This is a genomic window from Vibrio inusitatus (assembly GCA_024346935.1).
GTDB classification, from domain to species: Bacteria; Pseudomonadota; Gammaproteobacteria; order Enterobacterales; family Vibrionaceae; genus Vibrio; species Vibrio inusitatus.
Genome location: AP024878.1, coordinates 1,354,029 through 1,369,178, shown reverse-complemented (window position 1 = coordinate 1,369,178; position 15,150 = coordinate 1,354,029). Strand labels below are relative to the sequence as shown.

Annotated in this window: 12 protein-coding genes; 7 read left to right on the top strand and 5 right to left on the bottom strand. The window is 44.0% G+C overall.

The window, feature by feature from the left end:
- Nucleotides 1–39: 39 nt before the first annotated feature.
- On the top strand, nt 40–606 hold the full coding sequence (locus tag OCU48_RS06280) for a molecular chaperone TorD family protein (protein WP_141344580.1): 567 nt from the start codon (nt 40–42) through the stop codon (nt 604–606).
- A gap of 2 nt (nt 607–608) precedes the next feature.
- On the top strand, nt 609–1,118 hold the full coding sequence (napF, locus tag OCU48_RS06275) for a ferredoxin-type protein NapF (protein WP_141344544.1): 510 nt from the start codon (nt 609–611) through the stop codon (nt 1,116–1,118).
- A 57-nt stretch (nt 1,119–1,175) separates the two neighbouring features.
- On the opposite strand, the gene OCU48_RS06270 is transcribed toward napF, so the two are convergent.
- Nucleotides 1,176–1,667 (bottom strand): outer membrane beta-barrel protein, encoded by a 492-nt coding sequence (locus OCU48_RS06270; protein ID WP_141344543.1) that lies wholly within the window; start codon nt 1,665–1,667, stop codon nt 1,176–1,178.
- Nucleotides 1,668–1,741: 74 nt separating this feature from the next.
- Nucleotides 1,742–5,647, bottom strand: coding sequence for an ATP-dependent RNA helicase HrpA (hrpA, locus tag OCU48_RS06265; protein WP_141344542.1), 3,906 nt, complete (start codon nt 5,645–5,647; stop codon nt 1,742–1,744).
- 160 nt (nt 5,648–5,807) lie between these two features.
- On the opposite strand from hrpA, the gene OCU48_RS06260 reads away from it, so the two are divergent.
- On the top strand, nt 5,808–6,059 hold the full coding sequence (locus tag OCU48_RS06260) for a DUF6482 family protein (RefSeq protein WP_141344541.1): 252 nt from the start codon (nt 5,808–5,810) through the stop codon (nt 6,057–6,059).
- A gap of 80 nt (nt 6,060–6,139) precedes the next feature.
- Here the strand turns inward: OCU48_RS06260 and OCU48_RS06255 are convergent, their stop codons facing one another.
- Both OCU48_RS06255 and OCU48_RS06250 read right to left on the bottom strand, forming a co-directional pair.
- A complete protein-coding gene (locus OCU48_RS06255; protein ID WP_141344540.1) occupies nt 6,140–7,510 on the bottom strand; it encodes a MipA/OmpV family protein in 1,371 nt (456 codons plus the stop codon).
- A 109-nt stretch (nt 7,511–7,619) separates the two neighbouring features.
- A complete protein-coding gene (locus OCU48_RS06250; protein ID WP_141344579.1) occupies nt 7,620–8,309 on the bottom strand; it encodes a sulfite exporter TauE/SafE family protein in 690 nt (229 codons plus the stop codon).
- A 140-nt stretch (nt 8,310–8,449) separates the two neighbouring features.
- Between OCU48_RS06250 and OCU48_RS06245 the strand changes: the two genes are divergently transcribed.
- Entirely contained in the window at nt 8,450–8,899 is a 450-nt protein-coding gene (locus OCU48_RS06245; RefSeq protein ID WP_141344539.1) for a tellurite resistance TerB family protein, read from the top strand.
- Here the strand turns inward: OCU48_RS06245 and OCU48_RS06240 are convergent.
- The gene (locus OCU48_RS06240; RefSeq protein WP_141344538.1) at nt 8,896–9,426 is read right to left on the bottom strand and encodes a 3'-5' exonuclease; all 531 of its coding nucleotides are present in this window, start codon (nt 9,424–9,426) and stop codon (nt 8,896–8,898) included. The genes OCU48_RS06245 and OCU48_RS06240 overlap by 4 nt on opposite strands.
- Before the next feature lie 151 nt (nt 9,427–9,577).
- On the opposite strand from OCU48_RS06240, the gene OCU48_RS06235 reads away from it, so the two are divergent.
- The 3 genes from OCU48_RS06235 (at nt 9,578) to OCU48_RS06225 (ending at nt 14,958) form a co-directional block, all read left to right on the top strand.
- On the top strand, nt 9,578–10,210 hold the full coding sequence (locus tag OCU48_RS06235) for a DUF2760 domain-containing protein (RefSeq protein ID WP_141344537.1): 633 nt from the start codon (nt 9,578–9,580) through the stop codon (nt 10,208–10,210).
- Complete coding sequence (locus tag OCU48_RS06230) at nt 10,210–12,054, top strand: Hsp70 family protein (protein WP_141344536.1); 1,845 nt, start codon at nt 10,210–10,212, stop codon at nt 12,052–12,054. Before OCU48_RS06235 ends, OCU48_RS06230 begins: the two co-directional genes overlap by 1 nt.
- Before the next feature lie 78 nt (nt 12,055–12,132).
- Entirely contained in the window at nt 12,133–14,958 is a 2,826-nt protein-coding gene (locus tag OCU48_RS06225) for an Hsp70 family protein (protein WP_141344535.1), read from the top strand.
- Nucleotides 14,959–15,150 lie beyond the last annotated feature (192 nt).

Here is a 15,150-nt window from a genome sequence, read left to right as displayed (position 1 = left end):
AATATACTTAGCCGTCATCACTTATGCGGAATTTTACGAATGATTCTCAATACAGCTAAGCTTGTCGGTTCACTCTTTTACGAACGTTGGAAAAAACAAGAGCTGATCCAAGTGTTAGTCGCTTTGGCTGAAGAAAATATCGTTTCTCAACAATGCGTTGATGCCCTTGAGGTGCAATCAGAAGAAAGCTTAGAGCATAGTTTCTCTCATCTTTTTGAGGGACTAGGTGACATGCCCGCGCCTCCGTGGGGATCAGTATATCTTGACAAAGATCGCGTAGTATTCGGTGAATCCACCGTTGAATATCGTGCATTTCTTAAAAGCCATGGAATATCGCTCGACACGGGTTTAAGAGAGCCAGAAGATCAATTTGGTTTAACCTTGTATGCCTTTTCTCAACTCCTTGCTGAAGAAAAAGAACAAGCAGCAAATCACCTACTTGAATATCACCTTTTACCCTGGGCAATTCCTTACTTAGAGTTACTTAGTAAAAAAGCCGATAATGTTTTTTACAGTGCACTGGCTGTTGATATCAAGACGTGGTTGGTGGGGATTGCAAGTGACTTACAATTAAACATTGTAAATAGAAAATTGTATCTAGATTAACTATGTCCGAAGCAATTGATTCAAATCGCAGAGGCTTCTTAACCCGTTTATCTAAACCGGTTAGTGAGTTAAGTGGTGAAACTGAGGCGACACCAAGAACAGCGGCCCGTCCACCACAAGCGGTTGATGAAGCTCTATTTGTACGCCTATGTGATGGATGTGGAAAGTGTGCAAGGGCTTGTCCAAACAGTATCGTACACATTCGCGAAAACCTAGCGCGTATCGATATGGACTACAACGAATGCACCTTGTGCCAAGAATGTACCAAGGCTTGCCCTACCGGTGCCCTGAATTTAAGTGTCAAAGCTCACATAGACCTTACCCCAAGCTTTTCACAAAGCTGTAATAACTATCTTCAGCTCTCTTGTAATCTATGCCAGTCTAGTTGCACGTTAGGCGCTATTTATATCGAAGAAGACGAGCTACCAAAAATTGATACCGACCGATGCAATGGCTGTGGTCAATGTCAGTCCTCTTGCTACGTCAATGCTATAAGTATGGTAGCAAGCTAAATCTAGAGATAAAAAAAATGCTCCTAACTAGGAGCATTTTAAATTCTAAATGGGGTATTACAAAAAGTGGAATGTTGCGTTTAGCGTGAACGAATCAATGTTGCCAGCATCACCAACTTCAAAGTTTTGATAACCCGCACCTACTGAAATCATATCAATGATGAAATATTCAACACCTACACCGTACATTAGATCATAACCATCATCGCTATCAGTTCCGGCTTTACCACTAAGATCATAACGGTTTGCACCAAGGCGGCCGTAAATATGCACAGGACCTAGATCTACACTTGGTTTGATGCCCACATAGAAAGAGTCAGCATCGTACTCTAGCCCACTGAACTTAAACTTACCATGATTCCAATAACCCGCTTCAATACCGATGATCGGCAAAATGCCCGTACCTACATGTAAACCAAATGTAGTGTTGTCATCGCTACCAAAAGAAGACTGACCTACTGCACCACCCGCGTACAACCATGAGTCTGCAGCTGCCATAGACGAAACACTCATCAGACCAATGGCAAGAGCATGTTTAACGTACTTCATTCTAACTTCCTGTTTTAGTTGTGGTTTTACTTTGTCACATTATGAACCATAAATGACAAAATCACAGCATTGATTTACGCATTATCAATTGCATTTCGAATACGTTTATCAGAAATTGGATACGGCGTGCCTAATTGTTGAGCAAAATAGCTCACGCGCAATTCCTGTAACATCCAATGGATCTCTTTTACTGATTCAGGTACTACTGCACCCTTCGGTATTTTATTTTTCAGTTCTTGGTACTGTTTCGCCACCGCTTCAATCTTAAGAAGTTGCAATCGGTCACGATTTGGATCGATAGGTAATTTTTCCATACGTCTTTCGATAGCACGCATGTAACGTAAAATGTCAGGTAATTTCTTCCAGCCACACTCAGTAGCAAAACCTTTATAGATAAGCCCTTCTACTTGTGCCTTTATATCAGACAATGCAAAAGCCATGCTAAGGTCGACACGCCCTTTAAGCTTTTTATTGATATTAAAGGCCGTTGTCAAAATCGCCTCTACTTGCTTTGCAATATCAACGACAGTGTCACCAAGCTCACCTCGCACATGCTCTTTCAACGATTCAAACTTATCGGACTCCCAAACAAGACCGCCCTGACCTTCTATCAGCTTATCAACACCGCAAGCAATACAATCATCAATTAGATCTAGAACCTTACCAAAAGGATTAAAGTACAGCCCCAGCTTAGACTTGTTAGGCAGATTCTGGTGCAAATACTTAATTGGAGAAGGGACATTAAGCAGTACTAAGCGACGCTGACCGGCTTGCATTGCTTGTTGCTGTTCATACTCAGTCTCAAAAAGCTTAATCTCAACGCTTTGCTTCGCATCTACAATGGCTGGGTATGCCTTAACCTGGTACCCGCCGCGCTTTTGTTCATACACGCGTGGAATTTCACCAAAACTCCAAGTATGAAGATCTTTTTGTTCAATATCATCATCAGCCACCTTAGAAAGTGTTTGTTGTACCTTCTCTTTTAGGCTGTCTTTAAGCTCATACAGATCCGCATGTTCTTTCAATTTTCGGTTTCGATGGTCGACGGCGCGAAAAGTAACCTTGAGATGATCCGGGATCTGTTCTAGCTTCCAATCTTCTCTCAATACCTCGACTCCCGTCATACGTCGAAGCTCTTTCTCAAGGCTATCAAGCAATGGCGCTTCCATTGGCGTGACTCGAGACAAGAAAGCATCCGCGTAATTAGGTGCAGGCACAAAATTTCTGCGCAATGTTTTAGGCAGTGCTTTAATTAGGCTTACCACCAGCTCATGTCGCAGACCTGGGATCTGCCAATCAAATCCTTCGGGTTGAACTTGGTTTAGAACTGGTAATGGGATATTCACCGTGACACCGTCACTATTGTCACCTGGTTCAAACTGATAGCTAAGTTTGAGCTTAAGGCCATTTTGATGCCAAAAATTGGGATAGTCTAACTCAGTGACATGCGAGGCATCGCCACGGAATAACATCTCTTTTTCAAAGTTGAGGAACTCAGGGCTGGCTTTACGTTCTTTGTTCCACCACGCATCAAAGTGACGACCCGAGATAGCATCGGTTGAGACTCGCTGATCATAAAAATCGAACAACTCATCATCATCCACCAAAATATCGCGGCGACGAGACTTATGCTCCAGCTCTTCGACTTCTTTCAATAACTTACGGTTTTGCTTAAAGAAACTGTGCTTGGTTTCCCAATCTCCCTCTACCATGGCAGCGCGAATAAACAATTCTCGACATAATGTTGGATCAATAGGTCCGTAGTTCACTGTGCGTTTAGGAACGATCGGAATACCATAAAGCGTTACCTTTTCGTGAGCCTGCACTGCCGCTTGTTTCTTCGACCAATGGGGTTCACTGTAGCTACGTTTAATTAGATGTTTAGCTAAAGGTTCAATCCACTCAGGCTGTATCTTGGCAACAATACGTCCCCATAAGCGCGAGGTCTCTACCAACTCTGCTGTCATCACCCATTTAGGCTGTTTTTTAAATAGCCCCGATGCTGGAAAGATATGAAATCTTGCGTTTCGCGCACCTTGGTATTCATTCTTTTCTTGGTCTTTCATACCCACATGAGAGAGCATACCGCTTAGCAAAGCACAGTGCACAGACTGATAATCTGCAGGTTCATCGTTAACCTTGATGTCCAATTCACGTAATGATTGGCTAAGTTGAAAGTACAAATCTTGCCACTCACGAACACGCAAATAGTTGAGATAGTCTTGCTTGCACTGACGACGGAATTGGTTACCCGTTAACGCTTTTTGTTGGGTTTTAATGTATTCCCAAAGGTTAACAAAGCTTAAGAAGTCTGAATCTTTATCGAAGAATCGACGATGCTTATCATCTGAAGATTGTTGCTTGTCACTCGGACGTTCACGTGGGTCTTGAATTGAAAGCGCAGAAGCAATAATCATTACCTCTTTTGCGCACCCTAGACGAGGCGATTCAATCACCATGCGGCCAAGACGAGGGTCGATTGGTAATCGTGCTAACTTGCGGCCAATACCCGTTAAACGCTTGCGTGGATCTGTTTCGGTTGGATTGATAGCGCCAAGCTCTTCAAGCAGTCGTACACCGTCTTGAATATTACGACGGTCGGGTTTTTCCACAAATGGGAAAGCTTCGATATCACCAAGCCCCAACGCCGTCATCTGCAAGATAACCGATGCTAGGTTAGTTCGTAGGATTTCTGGATCGGTGAATTCAGGGCGAGACAAAAAGTCCTCTTCTGAATAGAGCCTAATACAGATACCCTCTGCAACACGGCCACAACGCCCTTTACGCTGGTTGGCACTTGCTTGTGAGACCGCTTCAATCGGCAGTCTCTGTACTTTAGTTCGATAAGAGTAACGACTAATCCGCGCTGTGCCTGGGTCAATAACATAACGAATGCCCGGCACAGTTAAAGAGGTTTCTGCAACGTTAGTCGCCAAAACAATGCGACGACCACTGTGTGACTGAAAGATCCTATTTTGCTCTGACGATGAAAGCCTTGCATACAAAGGGACGATTTCAGTATCTCGTAGATTTCGTTTACTCAATGCATCAGCGGTATCACGTATTTCTCGTTCACCGTTCATGAAGATTAGGATATCCCCTAGCCCTTCATCACAAAGTTCATCAACCGCCTCAAAGATACCTTCTAATTGATCTCTATCGACATCGTCTTCTCCAGACAAAGGACGATAGCGTGTATCAACTGGATAGGTTCGCCCTGATACCTCAATAATAGGAGCATCATTAAAGTGCTTGGAGAAGCGCTGTGGATCAATGGTCGCAGAGGTGATAATAATTTTAAGATCAGGACGTTTGGGTAATATGTTTCTCAGGTAGCCCAGAATAAAATCGATATTAAGGCTTCGTTCATGCGCTTCATCGATAATAATGGTGTCGTATTGATTCAGGTAGCGATCATGTTGAATCTCTGCCAACAAGATACCATCAGTCATCAACTTAACTTGTGTATTTTCACTGATCTTATCGTTAAAACGGACTTTATAGCCGACAAATTCGCCAAGCTGTGTTTCCATCTCTTCTGCAATACGACTTGCCACGGAGCGCGCAGCAAGACGCCTTGGTTGAGTATGACCAATTAAGCCTGCTTTCCCTCGTCCTAATTCCGCACATATTTTAGGTAACTGAGTTGTCTTACCCGACCCCGTTTCACCTGCTACGATCACCACCTGATTCTCAGCAATTGCTTTGGCAATATCATCTCGCTTTTGACTTACCGGCAAGATTTCAGGGTAATTAATAGTCGGTGTATTCGATTGGCGCGCCTGTACTGTCATCATGGACTTAGCAATATCTAACGCTATTTCATCGAATACGGTATTTCTAGCGCTCTCATTCTTGATCCGACTTGCGCCTTGAATGCGTTTAGATAGGCGAAAGCGATCCTTAATCATGCACTCTTTAAGAGCAGCTTTAAGAGAGGTAGCGGTGTTTGTCTGTTTTTGAGGCTGAGATTGGGTCAAAACGATTCCGAACTGATAACTGTGAAAGGTATAACTCACTAAATTGTATCACAATAGGCATAAAAAACGTCTAATTGGTTCATCGATAATTACCGTTCAATGATCGATTTAGCCTCGGTTTCGTAAGTGTTTTTACTCTTATTTGACTAGTGAGAAACAGATGGAACTTTTAATCGAATCATTGGAAGGTGATATTTACTTAGCATACCAGGTACAAGGAAAGCGTAAAGCGCCACTATTAGACCGCCACAATAATCCAAGAACTTTTCGAAGCCTTGAACAAGTTCGTGAGTACTGCTCAAGTGAAACATATCAATCCGCCTCTCTATTACAAGCAACTGCATACGATGAGATGTGTGGCATTAGTAATGCAGAACAAAGCTCTGCGGTGATGAATCTCAACTGGTTCTAACTTCTCTCACCTGTCGTGACGTGGAGATAAAAAAGAGGCTCGAAACCGAGCCCCTTGCCTTTTAAGCGCCACTTCTTTCTCTAGAAATCAAACTGCAAATAGACGCTGTTGTAGTTACTGCCGCCCTTTATACGCCCATATTGCGACGATTTTTCAAAGATTGCTGAGCGATGGTGAATTGAATACCCCAACCAAACGCCGTCCATAGGACGATAGTTGAGCATTGAGCCAAGGTTTACATCAACAGAAAAATCCAGATAGTTTAGGAAATTGTTGGGCTCATAACCTTTCTCATCAAATTCGTTTTGCTCCAACGAGTTGATCTTTGAGGTATAAGACATACCTTCAGCAACACCAAGACGCCAGTCAAACGGCCAAGGTACCGTATAGTAAGCCTTGATTGCTAGGATGTACTCTTGACTTGACGCTTGGTCTTCATTACTCCAATGCCAACCAAAACCGGGGGTTAGATAAATATCTAATGGCAATCCAAACAAGCTATCCGTCAATGGGTGACCATAAAAGACTGTCGTGATTTGGCTATTATATGGGTCATCTTCAATATCGCCGCCAAGAATATCACCTAGGTTCGATGGCGTTCCCCAGCCGTGCGCAATGCGTACATAAGGCTTGTTGGATAGATGAGACTTGCGGGGTTTTTCTGGATCGTTAAAGAATCCGATGCCTAGGTAATATTCGGTCTGTATGTTGTCATCGATAACCACAGCATCTTTGGCACTACCATCGAGTATTTGTACGCTCGCCGAACCGAGTAGATAAAAGTTCGATATGACGTGGTAATTTGCACGAACACCAACGAACGTATCGACACCGCCATCGATATCTTCACCTAAGCCATAATAGTAAGAGTTAAAATCACTGCTCTTCAAACGCAACGTACCATAAGGCTGTAAAGTCAAAGAGCCATACTGATACTCGCCCTCGGTGCCTATCGTTCCGTACCAATTGCCATCGGTATCCGTCATTAATTCTGAGTAGGCAAACCATTGATCAGTATATTGATACTCACCCCGAATACCCAGATCCAGAGCATCCGCTCCATATTCGTTCTGGATGTCTGCAGGAATATCTATGAACCGAAGTCGTCCCAAAGCCGAAACGTTCCAATCACTCTCTTTAGGGTTGTAAAGATATCCCCCTAGAGTTAAGCCTTTGACATAAACGTAATCGTTTTCGAAATACAGCATGGGGATAAAAGTACTAACACGTTCGGCGTCATCAAGATCCAGACCGTTTACATAAGGCACAGATGCACTTCGCACCACCCCAGCTAAGCCCCAAGTCTGCTCTGGATTTTTAGAGGTATTTCCGCTGAGTTCTGTTTCTTCTGATTTGGCAGGTTCAGTCACCGCTCTTTCTTCTGCTACTACGTCTGTCGATAGGCAGAAAGCGATCGATGCAGCCAGCATCGTTGGTTGAAATTTGTTCATAGAGTCCTTTCAAAGCATAAACAAGCGACAAAACTAAAAGTCACTATTTATTATAGGCTTACAATCCTAAGAAAGGTAAATATAGTTTTCATCTCTGGTCATTTGTCTGTCAAGACAAGCCTTGCCAGATTGCACTCGAGCCGCTTACTAGACAAAGTACTAGCGAAATACGCCTCATCCATTCTTTTGAAAGGTAGTTTACTGAGCGCATCGCCACCCAATAACCCAGTATTGCTGCGGGGATGAGAGGTATGGTCAGCAACAGATGCTTCATCGTAAACAAGCCCATAGCCATCAGTACTATCAAGGATAAGATAGAGCTAAAGACAAAGAATGCTGACAAATTGCCTCGCAGATTATTCGCATCTTGGTGCTGAAGCAAAAGTGCCATTGGCGGCCCGCCAATACTAGAACTTGTCCCCATAAAACCAGACAAAAACCCTGCTATAAACATGCGCTTGGGGGTGGGTTCGAGTCGAAATGGCAATGCGCTGACTAGAACGGCAAGTAACACAAATAACCCAAGGCCTAACGACAGCATGCTTGCGGATACGTAAAGTAGAATCGCGCCTCCTGCTAATGAACCGGGTATTCGCCCATACAAAGCGAGCTTTAATCCGCCAATGCTGATATTGGAACGAAATTTAAATGCGTTAATGAGTGATACAACCAACGCGACTAAACAAATAGGCGCCGGTACATAATCAATTGAAATTTGAAACAATAAGGGAGCAGCAACAATCGCTAATCCAAAGCCGATAGCCGTTTGAACAAAGGCGCCAACAAAGATCAATAGCATGGCGATAAGAGATGAGCTTTCAAATATACCTAGCTCAGTCATTACAACTCCAAAGTGTTTTTTTTAGATTCACTATTGACTTCATTCCCTATAGTCCTGCATATAATGGACAAACGATAAAGAATCATGAGGTCGATCACATGTTCAATAAAATCCATTCTTTGTTTAAAGAGCTTTTAGATGGCAACGATCTTGCCACTCACACACAAGAGCAACCAAAACTCGCTATTGCCGCTTTACTGTGTGAGGTAACTGCCGCTGACCATGAACAAACACCACAAGAGTTAGCAGCAGAGCAGCAAATGCTGCAAAAACTGTTAGATGTCACATCTGAAGACGCAGCAACCTTGCTTGAGAGCGCTAGAGAACAAGCAAACCAGTCAGTGTCATTGTACGACTTCACTTCTCAGTTAAGAGACTTGCCCAGAACTGAACGAAACGAACTCATTAAAGCAATGTGGACAGTCGCCTATGCCGATGGAGAGCTTGACCCTATCGAGGAATCCGTCATTCGCAAAGCTGCTGACCTTATCTATGTTGATCACAGCGACTTTGTAAAAACAAAACTAAAGGTACAAGGCAGTAATTAGAGCATGACTAACGCAAGTTTCGCTAGATTATACGCATCGGTATAACCTGAATGCTGTCTACCTTCCCACTCAATGTTTAGCGCTTCTTGTGCCGCTCTATGACCAATTCGTTTTTCTCTGAGGCGATGTTGCATGCGGTATAAGGTAGCAAGATTTACAAACTCAACAAAGGGAAAATCAATCCCTTTGTCTTTGCATTCATTGCGAAAGATAATGTCATCTCGCCCCCAACTTGCATAAATTTTGTTCGCACCGCCAAAGTTTTTGATCATTGACTTCATCACCCCTTCAAGAGGCCTTCCCTGCTTTTCAATTTTACGTGCACTGATACCCGTCAACTGAGTACAAAATAAAGAGACTTCATCTTTTTCGGGCTTCACATAATATTGCGCGCGCTTAACGATTTCTTGCTTAGCTAGATCAATCTCCGCTAAACCAATTTCTATGATTTCACCTGTAATGCCCTTGCCGTTTTCATTCCAGCAACACATTTCTAAATCAAAGCAAACAACTCGGTTATAGTTCATTAAATCTTGTTCATGAGCGATATTAATTGTCGTTAAGTTTACCCTAATTTGACATACTCAAACACTAACTAAATGTATTTAAGTACTTGAATTTCTATTCAAGCGCCCGCACATTTAGAGCAATTACATTATACCTAATGAGACTCTAATCATGATCATCGACCTATCCGTGTTACCTAACACGTTTGATATGCTTCATGCAGGTTTAGCTGCGTCAAGTGTCGTCCTTCTGGCTATTGCTATCGCTCGTAAGCCAAAAACTATTGAAAAGATCGTCGAAAAGCCAGTCGAGAAACGTGTAGAGGTTGAAAAGCCTGTAGAAAAAATCGTTGAAGTCGAGAAAATCGTCGAAGTCGAAAAAGTGGTAGAGAAAGTGGTAGAAGTAGAGTCAAAACTCAAGACTGCCTCTACCGACTCTGCCCTGCAACTGCTATCACTTCTACAACAAGAAGCTCGCTTAGTTGACTTTCTGAAAGAAGATATATCTTCCTTTGCAGATGAAGAAGTTGGCGCTGCTGCTCGCGTTATTCATAGCGGCGGACAAAAAGTTCTTAAAGACTACGTTACGCTAACACCCGTTCGCAACGAAACGGAAGAGACACAAATTCAAGTTGCCGAAGGGTTTGACGCTCAAGAGATTCGCCTTGTGGGTAATGTTACTGGCAAAGCTCCTTTCACCGGTACACTTATTCATAAGGGTTGGAAAGCCGATCAAATCGAGCTTCCAAAGCTTGCCGAAAACTACAACGCGAACATCATCGCACCTGCGGAGGTTGAGCTGTAATGAGTGAATCTGCAAAATACATTGTCGGTATCGATTTAGGTACTACACACAGCGTATTATCCTTTGTTGATAAGCACCAAGAAGATGCCACAGTTGAAGTGATGCCAATTCCTCAGCTTAGTGCGCCGGGTCAAGTCGAGAGTCTCAATCAATTAGGGTCTTTCATTTATCAACCTAGTGAACACGAAATGGGTGCAGGCTCTCGAACTCTACCATGGACAGAGTCTCCAGAAGCTCTTGTGGGTTCTGTTGCGAGAAAGCTTGGAAGCAAGACCCCTATTCGATTAGTGGCGAGCGCTAAGTCTTGGCTTGGTCATGCGGCAGTAAATCGCCGAGAAGCATTTCTACCAGCAGGAAGCCCAGAAGAAATCAGCAAGGTTTCTCCTTTGCGCGCCACTGAGCTTTACCTAGAGCATTTAATGCAAGCATGGAATCACGCACACCCAGAGCAGAAGCTTCATGAACAAGACGTGACTATCACTGTTCCTGCCTCTTTTGACCCTGCCGCTCGCGATCTCACAGCAGAAGCGGCTCGTAATCTTGGGCTACATCACCTAACGCTATTAGAAGAGCCACAAGCGGCCTTATACAACTGGATTGAGAAAACCGGTGATGACTGGCGCAATCAATTAACGATTGGTGATGTTGTATTAGTTGTCGATGTGGGCGGTGGTACTACTGATTTATCTCTAGTTGCAGTTACAGAAGAGGAAGGTAACCTTACACTAGAGCGTGTTGCAGTTGGCGAGCACATACTGCTTGGCGGTGACAACATGGATCTCGCCCTAGCCTATCGAATTAAGATGAAGATGGCTCAAGACGGCAAAGACCTGCAACCATGGCAAATACAAGCCATCGTGCATGCTTGCCGCGATGCTAAGGAAGCCCTTCTTAATGATAAAGAACTGCAATCTGTACCGATTGTTATTCCTAGTCGCGGTTCTAAGCTTATGGGGAGCACACTAAAAACCGAACTGACTGCAGAAGAAGTTCAGCAAACCCTTGTGGATGGTTTTTTCCCTGTAGTAGATATCGACGAACATCCTAAGCAAGCGAGACGCGGCGCATTAACTCAAATGGGTCTGCCTTATGCACAAGATGCCGGTGTAACAAGGCACATCGCTGCTTTCCTAAGCAAGCAAGCAGAATCCACCTCTGATGTTTTTGGTGGCATGTTCGGCTCTGATAAACCGGATTTCGTTAAACCAACCGCTATTTTATTCAACGGCGGTGTCCTCAAGGCAGAAACGCTAGCTGAGCGATTGTTTGAGGTGATTAACTTATGGTTAGCCGATGCCGATGCACCAGAGGCTAAACAGTTACTCGGCTCAGACCTAGATCTTGCAGTATCATCAGGTGCAGCTTATTACGGTCAAGTTCGTCAAGGCAAAGGCGTACGTATCCGTGGTGGTATCGCTTCGAGTTACTATGTCGGTATAGAAAGCGCTATGCCTGCGATCCCTGGTATGGCTCCTCCAATGGAAGCGCTGTGCGTAGCGCCCTTTGGCATGGAAGAAGGCTCCTCAGCTAATGTTCCAAGTCAAGAATTTGGTCTAGTGATCGGTGAACCTGTCCACTTCCAGTTCTACGGTTCTACCGTTCGCCGAGAAGACAATGCCGGTACGCACCTAGACTATTGGCAAGACGGCGAATTGGATGAACTTCCTGAAATTCAGGTCACCTTAGACGCAAAAGAAGGCCGTCAAGTAGGTGATGTCGTTGCTGTTAAACTAGCGTCTCGAGTCACAGAGCTTGGTACTCTCTATCTTGAAGCTATTGCAACAGACAACGGTCAAACATGGCACGTTGAATTTGATGTAAGAGAAGACAACGCCCAAAGCTAATCTATAATTCCATAGACTCTAAACAGCACTGATTTCTTCAGTGCTGTTTTTCTTCACCTTTGTTGCTCCGAGTTAACTATGACATCCTCAAAGACATCTGTTCCTTCAAAAAAACCTCGATTTCTCGTCGGTATTGACCTTGGTACCACCAATACTGTGGTCGCTTTTTGTGAAAACACAGAGCCTCTTAAAGAGTCTTCTCTGCAATTGTTTGAAATTGACCAACTCGTAGGACAAGGTGAAGTAGCGCGCAGACCGCAACTTCCTTCCTTCCGGTTTCATGCGACAAAAGAGCAGTTTTCTAGTGAGGCCCTTCAACTGCCGTGGACACAGCAACACGTTACAGGTGACGTTGACAATGTCATTATTGGAGAGTGGGCACGAGAATTGGGCTCTTTAGTCGAAGGAAGACAAGTTTCTAGTGCAAAAAGCTGGCTGTCCCATACCAATGTAGACAGAGAATCAGACATCTTGCCGTGGGCTGGTGCAGATGATGTTGAAAAAGTCTCGCCAGTTATTGCCAGTGCCAGCTATCTAAATCACATACGGCAAGCATGGAACCATCGCAATCCTATCAATAGACTTGAAGAGCAAGAAGTTGTTATTACAGTTCCTGCGTCTTTTGATGAAATCGCCAGAAACCTAACCTTAAAGTCAGCCTCTCTCGCAGGTTTAAAGAATGTGCTACTTCTAGAAGAGCCTCAAGCGGCGTGTTATGACTGGTATGCTCGCTTTGAACAGCAACAGAACACCGATCTTTCAGATATTCCTTTGATTTTGATTTGCGATGTAGGGGGCGGTACAACCGACCTTAGTCTTATTCAGGCAAAATATACAGACGGCGAGCTTAGCCTTAATCGCATTGGTGTTGGTGATCACCTCATGCTTGGCGGAGATAACATTGACCTTGCCCTTGCTCATATTAGTGAGCAAAAGCTAAATAATAAAGCGCCCATGAAGGCACAAGCCCTAAGCAAACTTATTTCACAAACTCGTCGCGTGAAAGAAAACTTGCTAAGTGTGGATGCGCCAGAAGAAGGCAAAGTCACCTTATTAGGTGGTGGCTCGCGTCTTATTGGCGGTGCTCGCAGTGTGGCAATAACGCGAGAAGAAGTTCAACAACTTGGACTTGAAGGCTTTTTCCCTCTAACTGACTTTGATGACCTGCCTAGCAGTAAGCGAAGTGCAGTTGTGGAATTTGGCTTACCCTATGTATCAGATCCTGCCGTCACCAAACATGTTGCCCAGTTTTTAAACCAACATCAGTCGGCATGCCAAGACGCTTTAGGGAATGATCAAGGCAAAGCTATCCCTGTCGCTCTCTTAGTTAATGGTGGCGCGTTTAACAGTCCTTTGATTAAAAAACGTATCCAAGATGTCCTTGAACTATGGCGTGATGACTCTGTTACTCTATTGGATAACCCCCACCCAGATTTTGCAGTGGCGTATGGCGCTGTGGCATACAGCAAAGCACGACGCGGTGCTCAACTAAAGATCGGTGGTGGTAGTCCACGCTCCTACTTCTTACATCTAGCCGGAAAGAATAAAAGCCAAGCACTATGTTTACTGGGTAAAGGCGGTGAAGAAGGTACCGAAGTGCGCTTAACTGGGCGTCGGTTTGCACTCACTCTTGACCAACCTGTTCGCTTCAATCTACTGACAACAACCATGGACAATTTAAGTGATGGGTCAATCCCAAGTAATGGGACACTTCACACGGTAGACAGCGATCTTATGCAAGCACTCCCCCCTTCTATCGCCTCGCTTGATAGTGGCAGTAACAAGCAACTCGACGCTAATCAAAAGCGAAAGGTGGAGGTGCAGCTGAGTAGTAAATTAACGGAAGTTGGAACGTTACAACTTGAGTGTGTGGACATTGAGCATGATAACGACCGTTGGCAGGTTGAATTTGAGGTTCGAAATCAAAAAACTGTTCAAGAACAAAAAATCCCTGAAAACCTAATACAATCTAAACAACTCATTTCTAACCTTTACAGTGGCAGTAAAAAGCAAACTGATGCTAAAGAAATCAAAATGCTCGCTAAGCAGCTAGAGCGCAAATTGGGTAAACGTGATAGCTGGGACTTAACTACCTCTCGGCATTTATTTGATGCCTTTGCACTCGGTAAGAAGCGTCGCCGCCGTTCAGAGCCCCACGAGAAAAATTGGCTAAGATTAGCAGGTTACAGCTTAAGGCCCGGATTTGGCGATCCTGTTGATTCTTGGCGAATGGAGCAAGTTTGGCCACTTTACCAGCAAGGTATTCAGTTTAAGAACCAGCAAGGGTGGAGTGATTGGTGGATTTTTTGGCGAAGAGTCAGTGGAGGGTTGAATCAAGAACAACAAGAAAAAATTCTTGCTGATATCGCCAAATACTTACATCCGGGAGCATTAAAAAACCCGCAAACTGCCAAGGTTGCGCATGAAAATGGCTATGAGGCAATGGTGCGCTTATCTGCGTCCTTAGAACGACTGCATTTTGAAGATAAAACGTTGCTCGCCAATTGGTTTATGACGAAAGCATGCCACTTAGAAAACTACCGTGATGCGCACTGGTGGGCACTGGCACGTCTCGGTAATCGCAGGCCATTATATGGAAGTCAGCACAATGTTATTCCGGTTAAAGAGATCAATACTTGGCTACAAATTTTGCTTGAACTTGATTGGAATAAACAAAGCATGGCGGCCTTTGCCGCAGTCATGATGGCTTGCAAGACTGGTGATAGAACGCTTGATGTCACAGAGATTACCAGACAGCAAGTAATAGAAAAAATCACAAGCAGTAAAGTGCCGCAAACATGGTTGCACCTTCTAACCACTGAAGAGGCATTTAACCAAGAAGAAGCTCAAAAAGCCTTCGGCGATACCTTACCTGCAGGCTTGCAATTACTACAAGATGATTAAAGTCTAGCCATCACATTAAACCCGCTACTGCCCCTGTGCCTCAGGGGCAACATTCTCTTTATTTTGAACCATACCCTCCTATCTTTCGTATCACTATTGTTAAATAAAATCGCTATTTAATAATAAAGCGTGAAATTTTTTCTCCGTTTGCACTTTCTTATTGAGGGACTATTCAACAAAGAAAGACGAGGT